Genomic DNA, 24,894 nt, shown 5'->3' on the forward strand with positions numbered 1-24,894 from the left:
GCGGCGGTGCGGGCGTCGGTGTCCTGCGAACCGGTCGAGGACGCCTGCACGGACAGGTCGCGCATGCGCTGCAGGATGGAGTGCGTCTCGGTGAGTGCGCCTTCAGCGGTCTGCACGACCGAGATGCCGTCCTGCGCGTTGCGGACCGCGACCTTCAGGCCGCCGATCTGCGAGCGCAGGCCTTCGCTGATGGAGAGGCCGGCCGCGTCGTCGGCGGCCCGGTTGATCCGGTAACCGGACGACAGGCGCTCCAGCGACTTGCTCATCTGGCTGTCGGTCGTCGACAGGTTCCGGTAGGCGTTCTGCGCGGCGATGTTGTTGTTGATACGAAGACCCATGGTGATTCCTCCTTGATCCGGGCCGTGCTGCGCGAGCCGTCCTTGGCTCGCTCACCGAAGACATCGGCGTCAGCGTCCGGGGCATGAGGAATCTGCCGAGGAAATATTCCGCAACTCAACTATAACCGCGAAAGACCCGGTTCCGCAGCGGAACCGGGTCTTTCGGTCAGAGGTTGAACGGGATGCCGAGGGCCGTCGTGTGCGCCAGCCGGGCGCTCAGGTCGCCCTGGCCGGCGATCTGGCTGTAGTAGGCCTCCCGGCGGCGGGCGACGCAGCCGCCGGCGCGCTCCTGCGCCTCCAGCAGGTGCGGGTCGAGATGGTTGTTGAGCCCGTCGCGGAGCAGCATGAGCGCCTCCGCCCGCAGCTGGCTGACCCGGCTCTCCGTCACGCCCAGCTCGCGGGCGATGTCGTTCATCGGGCGCTCCTCGAAGAAGTACGCCGTGACGACCGCGCGCAGCCGCTCGGGCAGCGCGCCGATCGCGTGGTGCAGGTAGCCGATCCGCTCGCGGTGCAGGATCAGGTCCTCGGGGCCCGGGGTCCGCTCGGGGACGAGGTCCTCGGCGGTGCCGGCGGTGAAGCCCTGCAGCGACAGCACCACGGCCCGCTGGACGTCGTCGTCGATCGTCTTGAGCTCTTCCGGCGCGATCCCGAGCGACTCGGCGAGCTCCGTCTGGGTCGGCGTCCGGCCGAGGGCGGCGGTCAGCTCCTGGGTGGTCGTCTCGACCTTGCGGGCGCGGGTGCGCACGGAGCGACTGGCCCAGTCGAGGCCGCGCAGCTCGTCGAGGAGGGCGCCGCGGATGCGGGTGGTGGCGAAGCTGCCGAAGGGGATGCCCCGGCTGGGGTCGAAGCCCTTCGCGGCGTGGGCGAGGGCGGCCATGCCGGCGGACACGAGGTCCTCGCGGGACACGTGGGCGGGCAGCCGGCCGAGCATCTCGCGCACCAGGTGCCCGACGAGGGGCAGGTGCGCGCGGACGAGGTCGTTCCGCTCGCGGGCGGTCCTGGTGCTGGTGCTGGTGCTGGTGCTGGCGCTCTGTTCCTGGATGGTGGCAGTCACGGCAACCTCTTCGTGGCAGGAGTGGGTCTTCGTGGGCCGGGGAACCCCGGCAAGATCCAGCCTCTGTCACTTTGGGTACACAAAAGGTCGCGCTGGGTTGCTAACAGGTTGTTGTCCTCAGGCGGCCTCTCCCAGGCCGGAGGTGGGCATGCCGAGCGCCGTCGTGTGCGCCAGCCGGGCGCTCAGGTCGCCCTGTCGCGCGATCTGGCTGTAGTACGCCTCCCGCCGGCGGGCGACGCAGCCGTTGCCCCGCTCCGGGGCGTTCAGCAGCTGCGGGTCGAGATGGTTGTTGAGCCCGTCGCGCAGCAGCACGAGCGCCTCGGAGCGCAGCTGGCTGATCCGCGACTCGGTGACGCCCAGCTCCGCGGCGATGTCGGTCATCGGCCGCTCCTGGAAGAAGTACGCGGTGACCACGTACCGCAGCCGCTCCGGCAGCGCGTTGACGGCGTGGTGCAGGTAGCCGATCTTCTCCCGGTGCAGGATCAGGTCCTCGGGGCCCGGGGTCCGCTCCGGCACGAGGTCCTCGGCGGTGCCGGCGGTGAAGCCCTGCAGCGACAGCACGACCGCGCGCTGCACGTCGTCGCCGATCGCCTTCAGCTCCTCGGGCGCCACGCCGAGCGACTCGGCCAGCTCCGCCTGCGTCGGCGTGCGCCCCAGGGCGGCGGTCAGCTCCTGCTGCGCGAGCTCCACCTTGCGGGCGCGGGTGCGCACGGAGCGGCTGGCCCAGTCGAGGCCGCGCAGCTCGTCGAGGAGGGCGCCACGGATGCGGGTGGTGGCGAAGCTGCCGAAGGGGATGCCCCGGCTGGGGTCGAAGCCCTTCGCGGCGTGCGCGAGCGCCGCCATTCCGGCCGAGATCAGGTCCTCGCGGGACACGTGCGTGGGCAGCCGGCCGAGCATCTCGCGCACCAGGTGCCCGACGAGGGGCAGGTGGCTGCGCACGGCGGCGTCCAGTTCCGCGGCGTTCAGGGAGGTCCGGGTCTCGGTCTGGGCTTCGCTGGTGACAGTCACGGCAACCTCTTCGTGGCAGGAGTTGGTCGAGAACCAGCCTCGGTAGCCACGGGTGCGGGTCGCGGTGACGCAAAGTTGCGGGGAGGTTGTACTCAAGGCCCTCATCGACCTGCCGACCTCTATGGGTGAAGCGATCGATGACACGGTGAAGGGCGGAGCGGGCATGGGGCTGGCGGATCTCGCGAGCATCCTGTGGCGGGAACGCGAGATGCTGGAGCTGCTGCTGTTCAAGCTCGAGGAGGAGCAGCTGGTGCTGGCCGGTGGGCGCACCCGCTGGCTCGCGCACGCCACCCGCGAGGTCGAGGTCGTGCTGGATGAGATCCGGCGCACGGAGGTCGTCCGGGCCGCCGAGGTCGAGGCGATCGGCGCCTCCCTCGGGCTCGGCCCGAACCCGAGCCTCAGCCAGCTCGCCGAGGCGGCCCCGGCGCCCTGGTCGGACCTGCTCAACCAGCACCGCATGGCGTTCCTGACGCTGACCGCCGAGGTCAGCGCGCTCGCCGAGGCCAACCGCGACATCCTCACCACCGGAGCACGGGCCGCCCGCGAGACGATGCTGGCGGTCGCGGGCTCCGTCGAGACCTATGGGCGGCGGGGGCAGACCGTCGGTTCGGCCCCCCGCAACCGGCTGATTGACGAGGCGATGTAGATGAGCACCTTCTCCGGCCTGAACACCGCGCTGTCCGCGCTCTACGCGCAGCGCCGGGCACTGGACATCACCGGCCAGAACATCGCCAACGTCAACACCGAGGGCTATTCGCGGCAGCGGGTGGAGCTCACGCCGGTCGAGAACGTGACCGAGCCGGCCCGTTACTCGATCAGCAGCGGCGTCGGCGACGGCGTCAGGATCACCGGCGTCACCCGGCTGCACGACGAGTTCATGACCAACCGCACCCGCGCCGAGCGCGGGCTCAACGAGTACCTGCAGGCGCAGAAGACCGTCTACGCCAACGTGGAGCAGGCGCTCGGCGAGCCCAGCGACACCGGGCTGCAGGCGCAGCTGTCGGACTACTGGTCCGCCTGGTCCGACGTGGCGAACCGCCCCGGCGACACCTCCGCCCGCACCCAGCTGCTCTCCCGCGCCAACACGGTCGCCGGGTCGATGCGCACCACCCGGGCCAACCTGGAGCAGCTGTACTCCGCCACGCGCGAGCAGCTCACCGCCGACGTCGACGTGGTCAACCAGACCACCGCCTCGGTCGCCGACCTCAACGCCCGGATCGCCCTGGCGAAGGTCGCCGACATGCCGACGAACGAGCTGACCGACAAGCGCGACCAGCTGGTGCTGCGGCTGTCGGAGCTGACCGGCGCGACCGCCCGGCCCAAGGAGGACGGCACCACCGACGTGCTGCTCGCCGGCGCCGTGCTGGTGCAGGGCGACACGGCCCGCGAGCTGGTCGCGTCCGGCTCGCCCGCCGTCGACGGCCGGCTCGTCGCGCCGTCGACGGTGACCTTCAGCGACGGCATGGCCGTGTCCATCTCCACCGGCCGGATCGCCTCGCGGCTGGAGTCGCTCACCACGACCATCCCGAACGCGGTGACGGGCCTCGACACGGTCGCCGGCCTGCTCATCCAGACCGTCAACGACCAGCACGCCCGGGGCTGGGACATCACCGTGGTGCCGCCGGCCACGGTCCCGACGCCGCAGCAGGGCGGTGCCTTCTTCTCCGGCACGAACGCCCGGGACATCGGCGTGGCGATCACCGACCCGACGAAGGTCGCCGCGTCCAGCACGTCGAGCAACCCGTTCCAGGGCGACAACGCGACCGCGCTGGCGGATCTCGCGAAGGACCAGACGGGCGCCGACGTCACGTACCGCAACTACGTGGTCGACATCGGCATCGCGGCGCAGACGGTCAACCGGCGTGCCGACGCGCAGCAGGTCATCTCCGACGACGTGACCGCCGCCGAACAGGCGGGGTCCGGCGTCAGCCTCGACGAGGAGATGACCAACATGCTGCAGTTCCAGCGCGCGTACGAGGCGGCGGCGAAGGTCATCTCGGTGGTCGACAGCACGCTCGACTCGCTGATCAACATGAAACGGTAGGGGGAACGGATGCCCGGCTTCCGCGTCACGGAACGCTCCATGGCCAGCAACACGCTGGCGAACCTTCAGGTCAACCTCGCGCGCAACCAGCAGCTGCAGAACCAGCTGTCCAGCGGCAAGCTCATCACCAAGGCGTCGGACTCGCCCGGCGGCGCGGTGATCGCGATGCAGCACCGTGCCGACGTGGCGACGCTCAACCAGTACTCGCGCAACGCCGACGACGGAATGGGATGGCTGGACATGGCCGACACGGCCCTGAAGAGTGCCTCGACGCAGATGAACCGGGCACGCGAGCTGGTGCTCTCCGGTCTGTCGAGCGGCTCGGCCGGCAGCCCGGAGGCGCGCGAGGCGATCGCGCTGGAGGTCGACAACCTGCGCGACTCGATGATCAACCTCTCGAACACCACGTACCTCGACCGGCCGATCTTCGGCGGCAGCACCCCCGGCGCGATCGCTTACGACAAGAACGGCGACTACCAGGGCGACGACGGTAAGATCAACCGCACGATCAGCGGTAACGCCACCGTCCGCGTCGACACCGGCGCCGAGGACGTCTTCGGCCCGGAGGCCGGCAACGGCAACGTGTTCAAGCTGCTCGGCTCGATCGCCGACCACCTGCGCAACAATCCCGCGGGCCTGCAGTCGGACCTCGCCGGGGTCGACACGGCGCAGAAACGCATCCAGGCGGGCCTCTCCGGGGTCGGCTCCAGATACAATCAAGTGTCCGAAATGCAGCAAACTGCCCAGAATCGGGTGCTCGATCTCAAGGCGCAGCTGTCCGATGTCGAGGACATCGACCTGCCGAAGACGATCACCGAACTCGCCCTGCAGCAGACCGCCTACCAGGCCGCTCTCGCCGCCACCGCGAAGGTGATCCAGCCTTCGCTGGTCGACTTCCTGCGGTAGGCCCGCCGCCAGCACACACGTGAGGAATCCATGAGCGTCGCGACCGTGGGACAGCCAGAGACCACCACGCTGCCGGTGATCGACTTCGTTGCGCCGATGCCGGGCTTCCCGGACGACCGCCGGTTCGTGCTCGTCCGCCTGGAGGACACGGGCACGCTGTATGCCCTGACCTCTGTCGACTCCGCCGGGCTGCGGTTCCTGGTGGTGCCGCCGGCGCAGTTCTTCCCCGACTACGCGCCGGAGGTCGACGACGACGCCCTCGCCGCCCTCGGCGTCAGTGACGCCGAGGGGCTGCTGGTCCTGCTCGTCGTCACCGCGGGCGACGGCGTCCAGGACGCCACTGTCAACCTGATGGCGCCCATAGTGCTCGACCAGCAGAGTCGCCGCGCGGTGCAGCTGGTGCTGACCCGCAGCGGCCTGTCCGTGCGGCAGAAGCTCGTGGCCGTCGCCTGATCGGGTCTTTCACCCCGGACAACCGGCATATCGGGTACTGTTCGCGTATCGCCCAGCGAAGGAGCGGCTTGTGCTCGTCCTGACCCGACGTCCCGGGGAAAGCGTGATGGTCGGTGACGACGTCGTCGTCACCGTGCTCGACGTGCGCGGCGACGTCGTGCGGCTGGGCATCAAGGCACCGCGCAGCATCCAGGTCCATCGCGAAGAGGTCTACCGCGAGCTCCAGAAGGTCAACCGCGAGGCCGCGTCGCCCAGCGACGTCGCCGTGCGGGCCCTGAGCCGCATGCTCCGCGCCGACGTCGAACAGCAATAGCGGGGTTCAAACCCGACTTCTCAGGACGTCTCCACCGATGCCGATAGGCAGGTGGGTAACGCCTCGAGAAGGGCACGTCATGGGCGCTGTGCGCAACTGGCTCCGAAACCGGCCGATCGCCGTCAAACTCGGCGCCGTTCTCGCGGTCGCCCTGGTCACCGTCGGCGCGCTGCTCTTCGTCGGGGTGCGCGCCCTGACCGACGGCGAGGAGCGGGCCCGGGAGCTCGAGCACGTGGGCAAGCTGACCCGCGAGACCCTCGAGGCCGACATGGCCCACGACGCGATCCGCGGCGACGTGCTGCGCATGCTCCTGGCCGTCTCCCGCGGCGGCGACACCGGCACCGAGGCCGCCGAGGTGCGGGCCGACCTCGCCGACCACAGCGAGATCCTCGGCGGTGTCCATGCCACCTTCACCGCCCCGGGCATGGACGCCTCCGTCCGCGCGGCCGCGCAGGCCGTCGCCCCGGCGATCGCGAACTACATCGACCTCGCCGGCCAGACGGTCACCGCCGCGGCCGGCGGCGACCGCGACCCGGCGTCGTACGCGAAGTTCCAGACCGCCTTCTCCGAGGTTGAGGCGAAGCTGCCCGGCGTCGGCGACGCCCTCGAACGGGTCGCCTCGGCCGCGTCGAAGTCCGTCGGCGACGAGCGCGAGCGGGCCGTCCTCCTCCTCTCCACCGCGGGCGTCGTCGGCCTGCTGCTCACCGTCGCGATCAGCTGGCTCGTCATGCGCGGCATCGTCGTGCCGCTGCGCGACGTGTCCTCCGTGCTCAACGGCATGGCCGAGGGCGACCTCTCGCGCACCTCGGCGGTCGGCTCCACCGACGAGGTCGGCCTGATGGCCCGCGACCTCAACCGGGCCATCGACAGCGTCCGCGGCACCGTGCAGGCGCTGTCCACGTCGGCGCGCACCGTCGCCACGTCCGCCGACGAGCTGTCCGGCGCGTCGCAGCGGATCGTGTCGGCGGCCGCGCTCGCCAGCGACCGGGCCGGCGCGGCCAACCACGCCGCCGGCGAGGTCTCGCAGAACGTCGACACGCTGGCGTCGGCGAGCGAGGAGATGGGCGGCTCCATCGCGGAGATCTCCCGCAACGCCAACGACGCCCTGCGGGTCGCCGGCGACGCCGTCAGCATGGCCGACCAGACCAACGCGATGATGTCGCGCCTCGGCACCTCGTCCGTCGAGATCGGCAACGTCGTCAAGGTGATCACGTCGATCGCCGAGCAGACCAACCTGCTCGCCCTCAACGCCACGATCGAGGCCGCCCGCGCCGGCGACGCGGGCAAGGGCTTCGCGGTCGTCGCCGGGGAGGTCAAGGACCTCGCCCAGGAGACCGCCCGCGCCACCGACGGCATCAGCCGGCGGGTCGAGCAGATCCAGGCCGACGCCGAGCACGCCATCGAGGCGATCAGCGAGATCGGCTCGATCATCGCCCGCATCAACGACTTCCAGGTCACCATCGCCAGCGCCGTCGAGGAGCAGACGGCCTCGACCCAGGAGAGCAGCCGGACCGTCAGCGACGTCGCCGTCCGTACCGGCGAGATCGCCGCCACCATCGCGGACATCGCCGACGTCGCCGGGCGCAACACCACGGAGGCGGACACGTCGCTCGCGGCGGCCCGCCAGCTCGCCGGCATGGCCGAGGACATGAACGCCCTGGTCGCCCGCTTCCGTATCTGACGCTGCCCGCCTTCCGTTCCGGCGCCGCGCGCGGCCTCCGTACCGACGCTGCCCGCCTCCGTTCCGAGCGCTGCCCGCCTTCCGTTCCGAGCGCTGCCCGCCTTCCGTTCCGGGCGCTGCTCGCGGACTTCGTTCTGGCTGCTCGCGGCCTTCGTTCTGGCGCAATCGGCAGACGTTAGGGCCGTCACCGCCGAAAATTGAAGGCATGCTCTACAGCGACGCTGACCTGCGGACGCTGAGCGCCCCGGACCGCTGGCGGCGCATCGCGCCGTTCCTCACCGTGGCGATCCTCGCCTGTGGCACGGCCCTCTTCCGGCCCGTCGTCGACCGCATGGCCCTCGTGTCCGCCGTGGTCGTGCTCGCCCTGCTGCTCGGCCTGACCGTCACCGTGCCGTGGCACCGCCTGCCGGCCATCTACGAGGCCGCGCCGCCGCTGGGCTTCTTCGGCGTCGTCGCGCTGCTCAACATCCCCGAGACCGGCGACGACCCGGCCGGCTACGGCGCGCTCGCGCTGCTGCCCGTCTTCTGGCTGGCGCTGTACCACGGCCGCGCGGCCACCGCGATCGGCGTCGTCGCGATGGCGGTCGTCTTCTCCCTGCCGATGCTGCGCAGCGCCGTCGTCTTCGAGCACGAGTGGCGCCGCGGGCTGTTGGTGTTCGCGATCGGCGCCCTCATGGCGTCCGCCGCGCAGAGCTGGGTCCGCCGCAGCCGCGCCGGCGCCGCGGAGCTCGCCGCCCGGACCCGCGAGGTCAGCCGCGAACGCGACTTCAACCGCGCGATCCTCGACAGCGCCGGGTTCCTCGTCATGGTGCTGGACACCGACGGCCGGATCACCGCCTTCAACCGCCGCTGCGAGGAGGTCACCGGCTTCACCGCCGACGAGGTCATCGGCCGCCCCTTCTGGAGCGCCGGCATGTCCGCCGACGACACCGGCCGCGGCGACGACGCCTTCGCCCACCTCACCGCCGACGCGTTCCCCAACACGTTCGAGAACGACTGGCTCGCCGCCGACGGCAGCCGCCACCGCATCGTCTGGAGCAACACCGCCCTCACCGACGAGCAGGGCAACCTGACCCACGTCATCGGCACCGGCCTCGACGTCACCACGCAGCGGCACACCGAGCGCCTCTTCGCCGACGTCCTCGCCGCCGCCACCGAGCAGGCCATCATCGGCACCGACCGGCGCGGCACCGTCACCGTCTTCAACGCCGGCGCCGAACGCCTCCTCGGCCACCGCGCCGCCGACGTCGTCGGCGCCGTCACCCTCGACCGCTTCCACCTGCCCGCCGAGGTGCCCGGCCTGGCCACCCTCTTCGAGCCCGCCCAGGCCGGCGACTCCGAGCCCCGCGAGTGGACCTACGTGCGCCGCGACGGCGCCACGCTGCCAGTCTCCCTCACCGTCAGCGTCATCCGCGGCGAGTCCGGCGAGGTCACCGGCTACCTCTGCGTCGCCCGCGACATCACCCGGGAGCGCCGCACCGTCGAGGCGATGCGCCACGCCCTGGACCGCGAGCGGGCCGCCGCCGCCCGCCTGCGCGAGCTCGACAAGGTCCGCGCCGACCTGGTCGCCACCGTCTCGCACGAGCTGCGGACCCCGCTCACCAGCATCCTCGGCAACGTCGAGGTCATCGTCGACGGCGACGCCGGCCCCGTGCAGCGCCCCCAGGCCCGCCTCCTCGCCGCCGTCGAACGCAACGCCCGCCGCCTGCTCGCCCTCATCGAGGACCTCCTCATGCTGTCGCGCATCGAGGCCGGCCAGGTGAAGATCAACGCCGGCCCCGTCCACCTCCGCGCCGTCGTCTCCGGCGCCCTGGAGGCCCTGCAGGCCGTCCGCGGCCAGCGCGACGTCCACCTCGACATCGACCTGCCCGACCCACCCATCGTCGTGCACGGCGACCGCGACCAGCTCGAACGCGTCCTCATCAACCTCCTCGACAACGCCCTGAAGTTCACCCCGCCCGGCGGCAGCGCCCGCCTCACCGCCGACCTCGACGGCGCCCAGGTCCGCCTCACCGTCGCCGACACCGGCATCGGCATCCCGCCGGCCGAGCTCGACCAGATCTTCGACCGGTTCTTCCGCTCGAGCCGCTCGCAGGAACTTCAGAGCCAGGGCACCGGCCTGGGCCTGGCCATCACGAAGTCCATCGTCGAGCGCCACGGCGGCCACATCTGGGCCGGCCCCGCCCTCGACCAGGGCACCATCGTCACCTGCCTCCTGCCGCTGCACGACGCCCCGGTCCCTGCCCGCACCGCCTGACGCTGTCGTCGGGTGCCGCGTCAGGGATGACGACCACGAGCCACGGCCCGGTGCCGGGCGCACCCGTCAGGCTGCTCAGCTCGTACTGCCAGGCGTCGTCATCCAGGCTGTACATCGACGCGACCTCGTACAGCCTCCCTTCGTGCGACCAGACCTCCACCACGCGATGGTCGCACCTCGCACACGGAAGCGGCGGTCACGTCCGGGGTGAGCCGGGCGTGACCGCCGCCGTTGTGCGTATGGGCTGTACGGGCTTACAGGGCGAGGTCGTACTGGTAGAGGTTGTACTTCTGCATGAGGGCGACCAGTTTCGTGGTGTAGAGCGGGTCGGTGGCGTAGCCGGCCTTGTGGACCTCGGCGACGAACTGGTTCGGGTCGTTGAGGTAGTTGAAGGCGGCCGCGTAGCGGGACAGGTTCTTCAGGGCCATGCCGTGGTCGGTGAAGGAGGCGGTGGCGGTGGCGTACGTGCGGAACGTGGCGACCGTCGTGCTGCAGACGCCGGCGGCGTTGCACTCCTGGGTGCTGTAGGACTTGCAGCCGGCGGCGTAGGCGCCGGGGGCGTTGTTGAAGCACTTCATGCCGAAGAAGTTGCGGTCGTTGGCCGACAGGGAGCTGCGGCCCCAGCCCGACTCGAGGATGGCCTGGGCGAGGGTGACGGAGGTCGGCACGCGGGTGTCGCGCTGGCTCTGCTGGGCGGCGGGGATCGACGCGGCCAGGAACTGCGCGTTGGTCATCGTGCCGGTCGGGCCCATCGGGACCGCGGCGACCGGGGGCGCGACGGGCGCGGCGGTCGTGGGTGCGGGGGCGGGGGCGCAGTTCGGCAGCTTGGGGTTGCCGGAGACGTACGCGTGGGAGATGAAGTCACCGATCGCGGTGCGGTCCCACTGGGCGGTGCGCCGGACGTTGCCGCGCAGGTACTGGCCGCTGACCTTGCAGGTGACCGTCACCTTCTGCTTGTTCTTGATCTTCCGGGTCTGCGTGAACCAGTTGGCGGCGCCGTTGCGGGCGGCGAGGGCGCCGTTGACGCGGACGGAGACGACGGCCGCGTCGGCCGGGGCGGTGGTCACGACGAGCGTCGTCGCCGTCGCGGCGAGCGCCAGAGCGGGCACGAGGACGTACTGCTTGAGACTGCGCAACATGAACTGATCTCCCATGAGGGGTGGGTGGTCCCCTCAAAGGTCGCCAGCTCAGGTAGCGCGGCCAGGTGCACGCCGGGTTGCCGCAACGTTGCTCGCGGCATCAGCCGGTCCCGTGTGTCAGTTCGTGCCGTACTGCTGCTTCAGCGTCAGGTAGTCGCCGAGGCCGAGCCCGCGGTAGGCGGTGGAGCAGTCCGGGAGCCCGTCGGTCATCGTCTGCGACCCGTGCTCGGCGAACGGCACGTGCCCCAGGCCGAACGCGTGGCCGAACTCGTGGGTGACCGTGCCTTCGAGGTCCCAGCGCGACGAGCAGTCCGCGGGCGTCGTGGTGAAGAACAGGCCCTCGGTGTCGTCGATGAGGATGTCGGTCTCGACGCTGCGGCCGTTCTCCTTGCCCCCGAACCACCAGATGCAGGTCACCGCGAGCAGCCCCTGCTCCAGCCGCCCGAACGAGACGGTGTTCTGGTTGTCCCGCTCGCCGCAGCCACCCGCCGGGGTCACGCCCGCCTTGTGGTCGGTGCGTCCGGCGTACGACTCCTGGATGCCGAGATTCGCCGGCAGCCCGCAGTCGTTGCGTCCGGTGTCCACGGTGGTCGCCGCGCTGCGCAGCGAGTTCACGACGGTGGTGCGGTCGCCGAGGTACGCGGGGATCGTCTGCTCGTTGACCCGCCAGCGCAACTCGTTGCGCCAGTGCATGCCCAGCCACGTGCCGGTCGGATCCGCGCACCGGCCGCCGCTGTCGGCCGCCCCGGCGAGCTCGGCGGTGGGTGGACCCGGAATCACCGGCAACCAGCCGCGCGCGACCGCGGCACGTGACACGTTCACCGACGCCGTGGGTGCGGTCAGCGAACCGGCCACGAGGACCAGCGCGAGCAGCTTTGCCAGACCAGTGTCGATCTTTGGCACAGAATCATTCTGGTCCGCGCGCCACCCCGAAGGGGTGACTTTCCGCAAACAGGGTGCCGACATGGCCCGCTGGATTCCCTTCTGCCGCCCGTCGACACCTTCCCGGCAACCCCATGTCAGACGTTCATCCCACCCTCACCGCACCCGCATCGGACAGCGCCGCACGGTCACGTTCCGTCATGCTTGCATCACCGTAAGCCGCCCCGAGGGAGTTGACGATGACGAACCTGATCGCCAGGCTGCACGCCCGTCTCGTGCGCGACGACCGCGGCGCCGCCACCCTCGACGTCGGCCTCGTGGCCGTCCTGGTCGGCATCACCTCGGTGGCCGCCGTGACCCTGATCGGCGGAGACGTCTCCACCTGGTGACCCCGTCGTGACCGGATGGCCCTTGGCGATGCGATGCTCCCAGCGCCAAGGCCTCGATCCACCCCGAGGCGCGCTCTCTACGCGGCGCGACCGCCAACGCCCCGGCCAGGCACAGCTCGCCCCGGTTCTGAATCCAGCAGCGGTGCGGGCAGCACCGGATGACGCCTTCGACGGCGCTGGACCATCAGGCATCCCGGAGGACGGCGGGGCGGGTGGTCGGGCCGGTGTACTCGGTCATCGTGAAGTGGCCCGGTTCGGGGGTCGGGTGGATGGTGACCTCGATGGTGGCGTCGTCGGGGAAGCGGAGCGTGAAGACGGGGTCGAGGTCGCAGAGGAAGGTGAAGCCTTCCAGGGCCTCGGGGTCGGGTTCGTGCAGATGGCCGTGGGCTTGCCAGGTGTCGCCGTCGGAGGTGATGACGACGGAGACCTCGCCGGCGCCGAATGCCGTGGACGAGTTGGCCCACCAGTCGAGGTGGCAGATGCCTTCGTAGCGGTCCATCGCAGCAGCATGGCGTACAGACAGCAATAACGCGGACCGGCGAGGGGGTGCCGGTCCGCGTTTCGTCTGTGGGGTGGGGTTGGGCGCTACGCGCAGGCGTCGGAGGCTGCCGCGCGGAGCGCGTGGCAGTGTGAGCGGAGTGAGCATGGGGGTGCGGGTGGGAACCCCCGCCGGGGCCCTGCCGCGGAGCGGTGGGGGTGGTTGCAGCGCGGACCGGCGAGGGGGTGCCGGTCCGCGTTTTCGTCTGTAAGGCCGATGTCAGGCGGCGTCCGCCGAGACGAGGAGGCCCTGGTTGACGGCGGCCATGAGGGCCTGGGAGCGGTTGTTGACGCGGAGCTTGCTGTACAGGCGGGACACGTACGTCTTGACCGTGGCCTCGGAGACGGCGAGGCGTTGGGCGATGGTCGGCAGGCTCAAGCCGTCGCGCATGAGGGAGAGGACCTCCTGCTCGCGCTGGCTGAGCAGGCCGGTCTGGCCGCGGCGGCGGGAGAGGGCGGAGGAGAGGCCCGGGGCGGTGAAGGAGTGCGGGGCGACCGCGGCGTGGCGGATGGCGGCGAGGACCGACGGGATCGGGGCGGCCTTGGTGACGTAGGCGGAGAGGCCGGCGTCGAGGGCGCGGTAGAGGAGGTTGTCGTCGCTGACGGCGCTGAGCAGCACGACGCCGAGGTCGGGGCTGGCGGCGCGGAGCCGGCGGGCGAGGCTGATGCCGTCGCTGTCGGCGAGGGAGGCGTCGATGGTGACGACGTTGGCGCGGGTCTCGGCGACGACGCGCTCGGCCTCGGCGGCGCTGCCTGCCTCGCCGACCAGAGTGATGTCCGGGACGGTCGCCACGACGCGGTTGAGGCCGAGTCGGAGAAGGACGTGTTCATCGACGGCGACCAATCGGATCGTCATCTGGGCTCCTCGGGAAAGTGTGTCGTGGCCTGGGCGTTTACGGCGTGGATCATTGCCAGGTAAGCGTCGCAGGCCGCACCGGCCGGGTGCCAGACGCTGCAATTGACCTGCGCTCGTCGGCAACCGTGCTGCACCGCAGGACAATCGGACACCGGTGGACACCGTCGGCTCTCCGGCCGGAATCACACTTCCGGAAGCCCGGCAGCTCAGGAGAGGAGCACCGGGAAGGGCAGGGCGTTGCGGGGCAGCGTGATGCGGACGGTGGTGCCGCCGCCGGGGGTCCCGTCGATCGCCAGTTTGGCGTCGTGCGCCTCCACGATGCGCTGGCAGGTGGCGAGGCCGATGCCGGAGCCCTCCACCTCGGTGCGCAGCCTGGTGAACATCTCCAGCACGCGCGGGCGGTCCTCCTCGGCGATGCCGATGCCGTTGTCGACGACGGCGAAGGTCCAGCCGTCGGGGTCCTCGCTGCCGGTGATCGAGATGTGGCAGGCGCGGCCGCGGTCGCGGAACTTCAGCGAGTTGCTGACCAGGTTCTGGACGAGGACGCGCAGCTGGGTGGCGTCGCCGTACACCATGGGCAGCGCACCGGTGTCGACCGTCGCCTGCGCGGCCGAGATCGCGGCGCCGATGTCGTCGAGGACCTGCTGCACGACGGCGCCGAGGTCGACCTGGGCGAAGGACGGGCGTCCACCGAGCGACGCGTGCGACAGGACGTCCTCGATCATGCGCCACATCCGGGTCGCGGAGGACAGGGCCCTGTCGACGCAGCGCTTCGCGGTGGCGTCCGCGAGCACGGCGTCGGTCTCGGCCAGCATCGCCACGAAGCCGAGGACGCCGGTGAGCGGGTTCTTGAGGTCGTGGCTGACCTGGCCGGCGAAGTGCTGCAGGGAGGCGTTGGAGCGCTGCAGCTCGCGGGTGGTGCGCTGCACCGTGTTGAGGGCCTGTTCGAGCATCTGGCCGTGCCGGTGCAGGTCCATCACGTCCATGACCATGCGGGCCAGCTTCTCCAGGCCCTCGCGCTGCTGCGCGGTGAGCTCGTGCGGCTGCTGGTCGAAGACGCAGAGGCTGCCCAGGACGTGGCCGTCCCGGTCGCGCAGGTGGGCGGAGGCGTAGAAGCGCACGTCGTCGATCTCGCCGGTGACGAACGGGTTGCGGTTGAAGCGGGGGTCGAGGGTCGCGTCGCGGACGACGACGGTCTCCGGCTCGACGATGCTGATCGCGCACATCGAGTCCTCGCGGTCGCAGACACCGGGCTCGAACCCGTAGGCGGCCATCTGGTGCTGCTGGGTCGCGGAGATGATGTTGACGACCGCGTTCGGCACGCCGCAGATGTAGGCGGCGAGCTCGACGACCGACGGCAGGTCCGGCAGCGGGGGCACCCCGAGGATGCCGTAGTCCGCAAGGGACCGCAGCCGTTCCTGCTCGTCGGCCGGCACCGGGAAGGCCCGGGTCTTCGTGGTCGCGTGCGATGTGCTGGTCATGGTGCGACCATAGGCGCCGAAAGTTGCTGGTCAGCCCAGTTCGTACCGCAGAGTCAGGGTGTGCGCGCCGCCCTCGGCGATCGAGATGTCGGCGACGCCGCGGATGCCGGTCAGCTCGCCGGTGCCGGTGTCCGGCACGACTGTCCAGGAGGCGCCGGCGCCCGACGCGGTGTGGTGCAGCACGAACGTCCCGGCCCGGCCGTGGAGGCTGCCCAGGAAGCGTTCGAAGCCGACGTACGCGGAGGACTCCTGGACCGCCGCGTGGCACATGACCGTGAAGGCCTCGCTGGTGCCGGCGAAGTCGCCGGTGAACGTCTTGGTGATCCTGGTGCGCGACAGGCGGGCCCCGGCGCGCTCGTCGCAGAGGTCGTCTTCCCAGGTCTCGATCGTGAACGGCGCGACGGCCTTGGTTTCCATGGGTGGCAGCCTCCCGTACGAACCTGACAACCACCGTCAGGAATGGGGCAGCGTGATCCGGACGGTGACGCCGCGCTGCTCCACGCAGGTCACCATGCCGCCGCCGTGACGGGCGGCGATCTCGCGGCCGAGCATGAGCGCGAGTGCCGCGGTGCGGTGCTCGCCAGGGTGGTCGGGGTGCGGGATCCGCATCGACAGCAGGCGCTCGGCGCTCAGCGGGCCCGCGACCGTGGCGGCCACCAGCACCGTCCAGGTGCCGCCGGCGCGGGCGGCGGTCACGGCGACCGGCCGGTCCGCGTCGTTGACCAGGCCGGCGACGTCCACGGCGGTGCGCAGCAGTTGCCGCAGCAGCGGCCCGTCACCGAAGAGGTGCGCGGTGTCCGGCACGTCCAGGGCGACGGCGAGCCCGCCGGTGACCTCATGGAGCAGCGGCCGCAGGTCGACCCGGACCGCGTCGAGCGGCGCCTCGGCGGACTCCAGCTCGGCCAGCAGCATGAGGTCGGCGACGGTGAGCTGCATGCGCTCCGCGTTGCGCCGGATGGCGGCGAGCGCGGCGTGCCGGTCGGCCGGGTCGAGCTCGAGGGTGTCCTCGGCGGCGTCGAGCATGTTGGCGAACGTGATGATCGACGTCAATGGTGTCCGCAGCTCGTGCGCGGCCACCCGGATGAACTCGGTCCCCAGCTGGGACATGCCGGAGCCGGTGGCCGCGTCGGGCGATCCGGTGGCTTCTGTGGCGGTGTCGTCAGCGATGAGCACCCCCTCGGTACTTCGGAAACGTTACAGGACATGTCATTACATTGCGTAGGATATGTGTGTACCGACAGTAAGCGGCAAATGTCGCAAAGGCTGCCGGCCGAGGAGAGCTTTGCGTGGAGAGACCGACCGTCTGGTTGACACGGGCCTGATCGAAGGCGCTGTGGTCGACCTGGTGGTCCGTGCCGCGAACGCGACCACCGTGGTGGACGCGCAGCGCCTCGTCGCGCAGCTGCGGGGCTTCTCCGGTGTCCGCTCCGCGGAGATCGTCGCCGCGCTGACCCCGGTCGTCGGCGAGCTCGACCTGCTGGAGCGGCTCCCGGTCGGCCCGGCCCAGTGGGGCCAGGAGCTGCGGGTCGAGTTCAGCGCCGCGCCCGCCCGCACCGAGCTGCTCGCCGCCGCCGCCGAGATCGCCGCCGCCGCCGACCGCGCCCTCGTCCAGCCGTGCCGCGCCGTGCCGCCACCGCCGATGCTCGGCTCGCCCCTCGCGTGGGCGATCACCACCGGCGCGCGGGCCATGATCCTGACCGTCGACCCCGCCCGGGGATGGAGCGCGCTGTCCGACTCGTTCGGCACGGTCCTCGGGCACGACCGGCACAGACCCCCGGACTACCGCCTCGTCGACCTGATCCACCCCGACGACCGGCCCGCGGCCGTCGCCATGTTCCTGACCTGCTGCGCCGGCCACCACCCGTCCGGGACCACCGACCTGCGGCTGTGCACCGCCGCCGGCCGGTGGCGCGTCATCGAGGTCGCCGCCCGCACGTTCGTCGACGACGCCCAGGTCGGTGTCGTCGTCTTCTTCGGCATCGACGTCACCCGTCAGCGCGAGACCGAGCGCACCGCCGCCGTCGAGCGGCAGCGCCTCGCGCGGCTCGTCGAGACGATGGACGACGGGCTGCTGCTGCTCGACGAGCAGGGCCGGGTCCGGCTGGCGAACCTCGCCGCGCACCGGCTCCTGGACACGGGCATGGTCGGCCCCGGCGCGTCGCGCGGCGACCTGACCGAGGACGACCCGCTCGACTGGGCCGCGGTCATCGGCCGCGCGGTCGAGCGGGTCGGCCGGGACTCGGCGCGGATCCAGCGGCTGCGCGAGGCGTTCATCCTGCGGCGCGCGATCGTCGGCGAGGAGATCCCGTTCGACGACGGGCGGGTCCTGGAGATCGATCTGGTGCCGGTCGCCGGCCCCGGCGAGACGGACTCGGGCACCCTCGTGCACCTCCGGGACGTCACCGCCAGGGTCGCGGTCCACCGCGGGCTGGAGGAGCGCAGCCGGGGCCTGGAGGAGCGCAGCCGCGGGCTGGAGGAGCGCAACCAGGCGCTGATCGAGGCGACCGCGCTCAACAACGAGTTCGTCGCCACCGTCTCGCACGAGCTGCGCGGCCCGCTGTCGTCGGTCGTCGCGTTCGCGCACCTGCTCGGCGACGTCACCACCGGCGATCTCAGCGAGGACCAGCGCACCTACCTCGACGTGATCGACCGCAACGCCAACCGGCTGCTGCGCCTCATCGAGGACCTGCTGCTGCTGTCCCGGCTCGAGGCGCGCACCCTCCAGCTGCGGCCGATGCCGACCCGGCTGCCGGAGCTCCTCGCCGTCGCCGTCGCCGAGCGGACCCCGGCGGCGCTCGCGGCCGGGCTGGAGCTGGTGCTGGAGTGCGAGGACGGGCCCGAGGTGATCTGCGACGACACCCGGGTGCACCAGGTGGTGGACAACCTGGTCAGCAACGCCGTGAAGTTCACGCCGAGCGGCGGCAGGGTCACCGTCCGGGCCGGGCCAGACGGCGACGGCTGGACGGTCGCCGTGGCGGACTCGGGCGTCGGCATACCCGCCGCCGACCTGCCCCGGCTCTTCAGCGCATTCTTCCGCGGCTCCAACGTCGCCGCGGCGGTCGGGCGGCAGGTCATGCCCGGCACGGGGCTCGGGCTCGTGGTGAGCCGGGCCATCGTCGAACTGCACGGTGGCGGCATCAGCGTCGCCAGCACCGAAGGGGTCGGCACGACGGTCACGCTGTCGTTGCCTTCGCGACCAGCACGAATTGGGGGATGATCGTGAGCCGGCTTCTCGTGGTCGAGGACGATCCAGATATCGCCATGGCTCTGCGCCTGCTGCTGACGCGGGCCGGACACCAGGTCGCACACGCCAAGGACGGCAGGACCGGACTCAGGGACGCCTACACGGAGCGCCCCGAGCTCGTCATCCTCGACATCGGACTGCCCGGCATGGACGGATGGCAGGTCCTGGAGCGGCTGCGCGACGTCAGCGACGTCCCGGTGCTGCTGCTGACCGCGCACGGGCAGGAGTCCGACAAGGTGCGCGGCCTGCGCGGCGGCGCGGACGACTACCTCACCAAGCCGTTCACCAACGCGGAGCTCGTGGCCCGGGTCGAGGCGCTGCTGCGGCGCAGCGCCGGACCAGCGTCCTGGGCCGACGAGGTGTACGACGACGGCGTCCTGCGTATCGACCCGGCCGCCCGCCGCACCTTCGTGGCCGGTGACGAGGTGCGGCTCACGCCCACCGAGTTCCGCCTGCTGAACGTGCTGGTCCGGCATGCCGGCGCGGTGCTGTCGCCCAACCAGCTGCTCGCCCAGGCCTGGGACGACCCGACCGGCATCGGTCCGGAGCGGGTCAAGTTCGCGGTCCTGCGGCTGCGGCGCAAGCTCGGCTGGACCGACCCGGACGCGTCGCCGATCGAGTCCGTGCGGGGGTTCGGCTACCGGTACCGGCGGCCGGTGCTGGACCGCGCCGGCGAGTGAGGGGCTCCGTCAACCCAAGCGCAACTGGCCGGGACCGGGGGAGGGGACCCGGGCCCGGCAACCTGATACCTGGAAAGAGCAGCCAGCCCCAGGGAAGAGAGCCCACATGATCGACCAGCTCGTTGACGGCCACGTCCACACCGCCTTCTCGTCCGGCCGGGACAGTGTCAGCGTCCTCGTGGCCAGCGCCGAGCAGGCGGGGCTGACCGAGGTGACGTTCGCCGACCGCGTGGGTCCCGACACGAGCTGGCTGTCGCCGTACCTCGCCTCGATCCAGCGCGCCCAGCAGCGCACCGACCTCGTCCTGCGCCGCGGCGTCGAGGTCGAGGCGATCGGCATCGACGGCTGGCTGGCGTTCCCGTCCGACCTCAACGGCCTCGAGGTCATCTCCGTCGGGCTCAACCGGCTGCCGCTGCCCGCCGGGCTGCTCAGCCCCGACGCCGTGCGCGGGCTCATCGACAACGGCACCATGCGTGCCCTGGACGTCATCGACCAGGTGGTCACCGTGACGGGCCTGGCCGTGGAGCGGGTCTCCCGCTACGCGCCGACCCGCCTCGCCCGCCCGCTGGACTTCCTCGCCCGGGCCGGCATCGACGAGTCCGCGGTGCCGGACGCGGCGATCGCCGACCTGGTCGAGGCGTGCCGCACCAACGGCACGGTCGTCGAGGTCAGCGAGCGGCACCGGCTGCCCGGGCTGCGCTTCGCCCAGGCGTGCGCCGAGGGCGGCGTGCGGCTGGTCGCGGTCAGCGACGGCGTCCGCGCCAGCGAGGTCGGCTTCTACCGCTACGTCCGCGAGGTCGCGGCGGCGCTGCAGTGCTCGCCGGCCACGGCCTGAACGGTTTCACCCACGGGCCCGCGGCCCGCAGCCCGCGATCCAGTCAGGACCCGCCGTTATCCGCTCGAAAAGGGCAGATCGCGGCGGGTCCGACTTTAGGATCGAAGATGTGTCGAAGGATCGCGAACTCGTCCTCGTCTCCCTGTTGCAGGAGGCGACCCGGATCGCGAACGAGGCGGACAGCATCGCCGACGCCGGGCTGCCGGTGATCAAGGCGGTCTGCGCCGCCACCGGCTGGGACGCCGGCCACCTGTGCCTGCCCGACGAGCGCGACCGGCGCGTCTTCGTGTCCACGGACATCTGGTACGAGGAGGTCCCCGACTCCTTCGGCGGGCTGCGCAGCGCGAGCGAAGGGCTCCGGTTCACGTACGGCGGCGGCATCGTCGGCAGCGCCGCCCGCACCGGCCGCCCCGTCTGGACGGCGGACGTCTCCACGGACGTCAACTTCATGCGCGCCCGCATCCCGGGCGCGACCACGGGCGTCGGCGCCGCCATCGCCTTCCCGATCACCGCCCGCGGGGTCGTCGCGGCCGTGCTGGAGTTCTTCACCATCGAGCCGGCGGACCCCGACCCGCGACTGCTGGAGATCATGGCCGACGTCGGCATCCAGCTCGGCCGGGTCGCCGACCGCATGGCCGCCACCCAGGCGCTGCGCTTCGGCACCGAGCGCATGGAGCGCATTCTCGACAGCTGCATCGAGGCCTTCGTCGCGATGGACGAGGGCGGCATGATCACCGGCTGGAACGCCGCCGCCGAGAAGGTCTTCGGCCTGTCGAAGGAGGAGGCGATCGGCCGCCGGCTGGCCGACACGATCGTGCCGCCGCGCTTCCGCGAGGCCCACCACCTCGGCGTCGGCCGCTTCCTGACCACGGGCGAGCGGCACGTGCTCGACAACCGGATCGAGATCGCCGCCTGGCACGCCAACGGCTACGAGTTCCCGATCGAGCTCGCCATCTGGGCCGTGCGGGACGCGATGCAGGGCTGGAGCTTCAACGCCTTCGTGCACGACATCACCGACCGCAAGCGCACCGAGGACGCGCTGCGCGCCGCCTACGAGCACGAGCGCGAGGCGGTCTCCCGGCTCCGCGAGCTCGACCTGGTCAAGAGCGACTTCGTGGCGACCGTGTCGCACGAGTTCCGCACGCCGCTGACCAACGTCATCGGCCACCTGGAGGTCCTCACCTCCGGCGAGGCCGGCGAGCTCAACCCGGCGCAGGCGCGGATGCTGCAGGTCATCGGCCGCAACTCCGACCGGCTGCGGGCGCTCATCGAGGACCTCCTCACCATCTCCAAGGTCGAGGCCGGGGTCTTCGACCTCGAGCTGGTCCGCACCGACCTCACCGATGTGCTCGTCGCCGCGCGCAAGGCCGTCGAGCCGCGGGCCAAGCGCCGCGGCCACCGCCTGGAGCTGCGCACCGCCCCGCACCTCGGCACCGTCGACGCCGACCCCGAGCAGCTCGAGCGCGCCCTGGTCAACCTGCTGGTCAACGGGATCAACTTCACCCCCGACGGCGGGCTCATCGAGATGACCGCGCAGCACGACGGCGACCACGTGGTGATCGTGGTCCGCGACACGGGGGTGGGCATCGACGAGGCGGAGCAGGGGAAGCTCTTCACGCGGTTCTTCCGCGGCACGTTCGCCGTCCGCGAGGCCGTGCAGGGCGCCGGGCTCGGCCTGGCGATCACGAAGACGATCGTGGAGGGTCACGGCGGCGAGATCGCCGTCGACAGCGTCGTCGGCGCCGGCACCACCTTCACGATCAGGATTCCGCGTGAACGTCCTCTTTGGCTGTGACCGGCTTCGCCGCCTTCTCGACCGGTGACTTCCCGGCTGTCGTCTCTGGTGTCTTCTCGGGTGTCAGGACCGTCTGGAAGCCGGTGCGGGTCATCTGGCCCCACTCGTGCTTGCCGCCCTTGATCGCGGCCCACATGCCCATCGTCCGCCACATCGCGGTCAGCTGCCGGTAGCCGAAGTTCTCCAGCACCGACGCGAGGACCGAGGCGATGAGGTCCGTCCAGCGGTGGTACCGGTGGAACGAGTACTCCTCGACCGTCAGCGCGATCAGGTTCAGCAGCAGCGCGTAGCCGTACGCGACGGCGACGAACACGAGCGCGAACCGGGCGTCGATCGCGCCGACGTACAGCCCGAGCGGGACGAGGACCACCCCGGCCAGCTCGACGATCGGCGCCAGCAGCTCGAACAGCACGTAGTAGGGCATCGCGACGAGCCCGATCCGCCCGTACCTCGGGTTCAGGATCATCGACCGGTGCTTGCGGAGGATCTCGGTGATGCCCCGGTGCCACCGGCGGCGCTGCTTGCCGAGCACCTTCAGCGAGCTGGGCGCCTCGCTCCAGGACACCGGCTCGGCGACGAACACGATCCGGTAGTCGCGGCGCTGCCGGCGCAGGTGCCGGTGCAGCCGGACGACCAGCTCCGCGTCCTCGCCGATGCAGTCGTGGTCGAGCCCGCCGACCTCGACGAGCAGGTCCCGGCGGAAGATGCCGAACGCGCCGGAGATGATGAGCAGCCCGCCGATCCTCGACCAGCCGGTCCGGCCCAGCAGGAACGCCCGCAGGTACTCCACCACCTGCACTCTGGGCAGCCAGTTGCGCGGCATCCGGACGTCGACGATACGGCCGGCGACGACCGTGCAGCCGTTCGCGACGCGGATGACGCCGCCGGACGCGACGGTGCGGATCGGGTCGTCGGTGAAGGGTTTCGCCACCGACAGCAGCGCCTGCGGGTCGAGCACCGAGTCGGCGTCGACCATGCAGACGAGCGGGTACTGGGCGACGTTGATGCCCGTGTTGACCGCGTCGGTCTTGCCGCCGTTCTGCTTGCGCACCACGACGAGCGGGTCCGGCCGCTCCCTCGGCACGTGCACCGACTGGATGCGCCCCCGGGTGGGGGTCGCGTCGGGCACCACGCGGGGCACCTCGACCAGGCCGAACTCCTCCCGCAGCCGCTCGAACGTGTCGTCGGTGGATCCGTCGTCGATGACGATGACCTCGAAGACCGGGTAGCGCAGGGCGAGCATCGCCTGGACCGACTGCACGATGCCGGCCGACTCGTTGTACGCCGGGACCAGCACCGAGACCGGCTGCGTGAGCGGGCTGCGGTACGTCTCCTCGTGCCCGGCGAACGGCACCCGCCGCATGTGGTGCACGAACTCGGCCGACGCGAGCACGATCAGCACCAGGTAGCTGGAGTTGATCAGCAGGAAGTACGTCAGGATGAACACGTCCGTGACGGTCAGCAGCTGCCGCACCCAATCCGCGGTCATGGCACGAGTTGCCGGCGGTGGTCGTCGAGCTCGGCCGCGGCCAGCGCCTCGCGGGCGTGCGCGGCACCGAGCAGGACCCGCTCGTCGTCGGGCTCGGTCTCGGCCCGGTGCTCCGCCGCGGTGAGCGCCGCCCGGCCGGCGCCGCCGAGGCGCAGCAGCGAGCGGGCCGCGTTGTGGGCCACCACGTACTCGATGTCGGACAGCAGCACGGTCAGCGCGGACGCGGCGGTGACGGCGCCCAGCTCGCCGAGGGCCTTCGCGGCCTCCGCCCGCAGGGCGACGGGGCGGTCCGGCTCGAGGGAGTCGAGCAGCGGTGCCAGGGCGGTGCGGGTGCCGAGGCGGCCGAGGGTCCGGGCGGCGCTGATCCGCACGTCGAGCGACGGGTCCGCGCGCAGCGCGCTCTCCACCCGAACGGTGGCACCGACGGCACCGATGAGACCGAGGACCTCCGCGGCGGTCGCGCGGATCGGTGCCCGCGGGTCGTCGAGGCTGGCGAGCAGCGCACCCTGCGCGGCGGTGCCGAGCCTGGTCAGCGCGGTCGCGACGACCTGCTGCGGCACCATGCGCCGGCTGGCCAGGGTGGCGAGCAGCGGCTGGGTCGCGCCGGCGTCGCCGATGCGGCCGAGCGAGCGGGCGGCGACCACCCGGACGTCGGGGTCGGGGTCGCCGAGCAGGTCGCACAGCGGCAGCAGCGCGTCCTTGCGGCCCAGGTTGCCCAGCACCTCGGCGGCCTGTGCGCGGGCCACCGGGTCGCGGCGGCGCAGCCGGCTGCGGGCCCGCCAGGCGGCGCCGCGGCGCTCGAACACGTCGACGAGCGTGGTGTGCGCCTCGCCGCGGACCTTGCCCAGCAGGGCGATCGCGTTGGGCTCCACCGCCTGCCAGACCTCGTCGGACAGGCGCACGAGCGCCTCGACCTGCTCGGGATCGTCGTCCCCGGCGGCGATGGCGAGCAGCAGCCGGCGGGCGGGCGTGGCGAGCTTGGCGCGGCGGGCCTCGCGGGCGCGGCGCACGGCCCTGCCGCCGACGATGAGGCCGCCGAAGACCAGCGCCACGACGAGCAGGACGGCCAGCGCCACGAGGGCGGCGCCGGCGAGCGTCACGTGCGCATCCGCGCCAGCACGGCCTCGACGCGGCTCACCAGCTCCCGGGGGCTGAAGGGCTTGACGATGTAGTCGTCGGCGCCGGCGCCGAAGCCGACCTCCACGTCGCCCTCCTGGGCGCGGGCCGTGAGCAGGATGATCGGCAGTGCCTTCGTGCCGGCGTCCTGCCGCAGCTGGCGGCACACGTCGATGCCGGACATGCCGGGCATCATGACGTCGAGCACGACGAGGTCCGGCGGGTTCTGGGTCGCCTCGGTGAGCGCGGCGAGCCCGTTGTCGACCGCGACGACGTCGTAACCGGCCTGCTCGAGCTTGAAGGCGACGAGGTCCCTGATGTCCATGTCATCGTCGGCGACCAGGATGGCGGTCATGAGCAGTCCTCGCCCCTCTCACCCTTTATGAGATTTCATCAT

The 24,894-nt window shown here is 71.6% G+C and carries 24 protein-coding genes and 1 pseudogene; 12 read left to right on the plus strand and 13 right to left on the minus strand.

From position 1 onward, the window contains the following. From AB0I21_RS29305 to AB0I21_RS29315, 3 genes and pseudogenes are all read right to left on the minus strand, one after another. Positions 1-338, minus strand: a pseudogene (locus AB0I21_RS29305) (flagellin); the annotation flags it as partial. A 166-nt stretch (positions 339-504) separates the two neighbouring features. Next, entirely contained in the window at positions 505-1,392 is an 888-nt protein-coding gene (locus AB0I21_RS29310) for a FliA/WhiG family RNA polymerase sigma factor (protein ID WP_360565951.1), read from the minus strand. Positions 1,393-1,509: 117 nt separating this feature from the next. Beyond that, a complete protein-coding gene (locus AB0I21_RS29315) occupies positions 1,510-2,400 on the minus strand; it encodes a sigma-70 family RNA polymerase sigma factor (RefSeq protein WP_360565952.1) in 891 nt (296 codons plus the stop codon). Positions 2,401-2,563: 163 nt separating this feature from the next. On the opposite strand from AB0I21_RS29315, the gene flgN reads away from it, so the two are divergent. From flgN to AB0I21_RS29350, 7 genes are all read left to right on the plus strand, one after another. Beyond that, a complete protein-coding gene (gene flgN, locus AB0I21_RS29320) occupies positions 2,564-3,046 on the plus strand; it encodes a flagellar export chaperone FlgN (RefSeq protein ID WP_360565954.1) in 483 nt (160 codons plus the stop codon). Beyond that, positions 3,047-4,444 carry a flagellar hook-associated protein FlgK gene (gene flgK / locus AB0I21_RS29325; protein WP_360565956.1) on the plus strand — a complete coding sequence of 466 codons (1,398 nt, stop codon included), beginning with the start codon at positions 3,047-3,049 and terminating at the stop codon, positions 4,442-4,444. It begins immediately after the preceding gene. A 9-nt stretch (positions 4,445-4,453) separates the two neighbouring features. Beyond that, positions 4,454-5,350, plus strand: coding sequence for a flagellar hook-associated protein FlgL (gene flgL / locus AB0I21_RS29330; protein ID WP_360565958.1), 897 nt, complete (start codon positions 4,454-4,456; stop codon positions 5,348-5,350). Positions 5,351-5,395: 45 nt separating this feature from the next. Beyond that, positions 5,396-5,803, plus strand: a complete 408-nt coding sequence (locus AB0I21_RS29335; RefSeq protein WP_360565960.1) for a flagellar assembly protein FliW — start codon at positions 5,396-5,398, stop codon at positions 5,801-5,803. Between the two features lie 70 nt (positions 5,804-5,873). Next, positions 5,874-6,116, plus strand: a complete 243-nt coding sequence (csrA, locus tag AB0I21_RS29340) for a carbon storage regulator CsrA (protein WP_203847552.1) — start codon at positions 5,874-5,876, stop codon at positions 6,114-6,116. Between the two features lie 79 nt (positions 6,117-6,195). Beyond that, on the plus strand, positions 6,196-7,797 hold the full coding sequence (locus AB0I21_RS29345) for a methyl-accepting chemotaxis protein (RefSeq protein WP_360565961.1): 1,602 nt from the start codon (positions 6,196-6,198) through the stop codon (positions 7,795-7,797). 205 nt (positions 7,798-8,002) lie between these two features. Further along, positions 8,003-10,054, plus strand: a complete 2,052-nt coding sequence (locus AB0I21_RS29350) for a PAS domain S-box protein (RefSeq protein WP_360565963.1) — start codon at positions 8,003-8,005, stop codon at positions 10,052-10,054. A 254-nt stretch (positions 10,055-10,308) separates the two neighbouring features. Here the strand turns inward: AB0I21_RS29350 and gsmA are convergent, their stop codons facing one another. After that, the gene (gene gsmA, locus AB0I21_RS29355) at positions 10,309-11,193 is read right to left on the minus strand and encodes a sporangiospore maturation cell wall hydrolase GsmA (protein WP_360565965.1); all 885 of its coding nucleotides are present in this window, start codon (positions 11,191-11,193) and stop codon (positions 10,309-10,311) included. A 117-nt stretch (positions 11,194-11,310) separates the two neighbouring features. Beyond that, positions 11,311-12,096, minus strand: coding sequence for a hypothetical protein (locus AB0I21_RS29360; protein WP_360565966.1), 786 nt, complete (start codon positions 12,094-12,096; stop codon positions 11,311-11,313). A 218-nt stretch (positions 12,097-12,314) separates the two neighbouring features. On the opposite strand from AB0I21_RS29360, the gene AB0I21_RS29365 reads away from it, so the two are divergent. Then, positions 12,315-12,464 carry a hypothetical protein gene (locus AB0I21_RS29365; protein ID WP_360565968.1) on the plus strand — a complete coding sequence of 50 codons (150 nt, stop codon included), beginning with the start codon at positions 12,315-12,317 and terminating at the stop codon, positions 12,462-12,464. Between the two features lie 184 nt (positions 12,465-12,648). Here the strand turns inward: AB0I21_RS29365 and AB0I21_RS29370 are convergent, their stop codons facing one another. From AB0I21_RS29370 to AB0I21_RS29390, 5 genes are all read right to left on the minus strand, one after another. Continuing rightward, the gene (locus AB0I21_RS29370) at positions 12,649-12,963 is read right to left on the minus strand and encodes a hypothetical protein (RefSeq protein WP_360565969.1); all 315 of its coding nucleotides are present in this window, start codon (positions 12,961-12,963) and stop codon (positions 12,649-12,651) included. A gap of 258 nt (positions 12,964-13,221) precedes the next feature. After that, a complete protein-coding gene (locus AB0I21_RS29375) occupies positions 13,222-13,857 on the minus strand; it encodes a response regulator transcription factor (RefSeq protein WP_344512051.1) in 636 nt (211 codons plus the stop codon). 206 nt (positions 13,858-14,063) lie between these two features. Then, positions 14,064-15,338, minus strand: coding sequence for an ATP-binding protein (locus AB0I21_RS29380; protein ID WP_360565971.1), 1,275 nt, complete (start codon positions 15,336-15,338; stop codon positions 14,064-14,066). Between the two features lie 30 nt (positions 15,339-15,368). Beyond that, positions 15,369-15,755, minus strand: coding sequence for a DUF3224 domain-containing protein (locus AB0I21_RS29385; RefSeq protein WP_360565973.1), 387 nt, complete (start codon positions 15,753-15,755; stop codon positions 15,369-15,371). 36 nt (positions 15,756-15,791) lie between these two features. Beyond that, positions 15,792-16,511 carry a histidine kinase dimerization/phospho-acceptor domain-containing protein gene (locus AB0I21_RS29390; RefSeq protein WP_360565975.1) on the minus strand — a complete coding sequence of 240 codons (720 nt, stop codon included), beginning with the start codon at positions 16,509-16,511 and terminating at the stop codon, positions 15,792-15,794. A 160-nt stretch (positions 16,512-16,671) separates the two neighbouring features. Between AB0I21_RS29390 and AB0I21_RS29395 the strand changes: the two genes are divergently transcribed. The 4 genes from AB0I21_RS29395 (at position 16,672) to AB0I21_RS29410 (ending at position 21,892) form a co-directional block, all read left to right on the plus strand. After that, positions 16,672-18,555 (plus strand): ATP-binding protein, encoded by a 1,884-nt coding sequence (locus AB0I21_RS29395; protein WP_360565977.1) that lies wholly within the window; start codon positions 16,672-16,674, stop codon positions 18,553-18,555. Continuing rightward, positions 18,552-19,262: a response regulator transcription factor gene (locus tag AB0I21_RS29400; RefSeq protein WP_344512041.1), complete on the plus strand. Its 711-nt coding sequence runs from the start codon at positions 18,552-18,554 to the stop codon at positions 19,260-19,262. The genes AB0I21_RS29395 and AB0I21_RS29400 overlap by 4 nt, the downstream gene beginning before the upstream one ends. Before the next feature lie 106 nt (positions 19,263-19,368). Beyond that, the gene (locus tag AB0I21_RS29405) at positions 19,369-20,097 is read left to right on the plus strand and encodes a hydrolase (RefSeq protein WP_344512039.1); all 729 of its coding nucleotides are present in this window, start codon (positions 19,369-19,371) and stop codon (positions 20,095-20,097) included. Positions 20,098-20,206: 109 nt separating this feature from the next. Continuing rightward, positions 20,207-21,892, plus strand: coding sequence for an ATP-binding protein (locus AB0I21_RS29410; protein WP_360565979.1), 1,686 nt, complete (start codon positions 20,207-20,209; stop codon positions 21,890-21,892). Here AB0I21_RS29410 and AB0I21_RS29415 read toward each other — a convergent pair. From AB0I21_RS29415 to AB0I21_RS29425, 3 genes are read right to left on the minus strand one after another with little or no spacing between them, the layout of a single operon-like run. Continuing rightward, on the minus strand, positions 21,858-23,381 hold the full coding sequence (locus tag AB0I21_RS29415; protein WP_360565981.1) for a glycosyltransferase: 1,524 nt from the start codon (positions 23,379-23,381) through the stop codon (positions 21,858-21,860). The genes AB0I21_RS29410 and AB0I21_RS29415 overlap by 35 nt on opposite strands. Then, complete coding sequence (locus tag AB0I21_RS29420; protein WP_360565983.1) at positions 23,378-24,481, minus strand: HEAT repeat domain-containing protein; 1,104 nt, start codon at positions 24,479-24,481, stop codon at positions 23,378-23,380. Before AB0I21_RS29420 ends, AB0I21_RS29415 begins: the two co-directional genes overlap by 4 nt. Next, complete coding sequence (locus AB0I21_RS29425; RefSeq protein ID WP_203847576.1) at positions 24,478-24,852, minus strand: response regulator; 375 nt, start codon at positions 24,850-24,852, stop codon at positions 24,478-24,480. Before AB0I21_RS29425 ends, AB0I21_RS29420 begins: the two co-directional genes overlap by 4 nt. Positions 24,853-24,894 lie beyond the last annotated feature (42 nt).

The sequence above is a fragment of the Dactylosporangium sp. NPDC050588 genome, assembly GCF_040654975.1.
GTDB classification, from domain to species: Bacteria; Actinomycetota; Actinomycetes; order Mycobacteriales; family Micromonosporaceae; genus Dactylosporangium; species Dactylosporangium maewongense.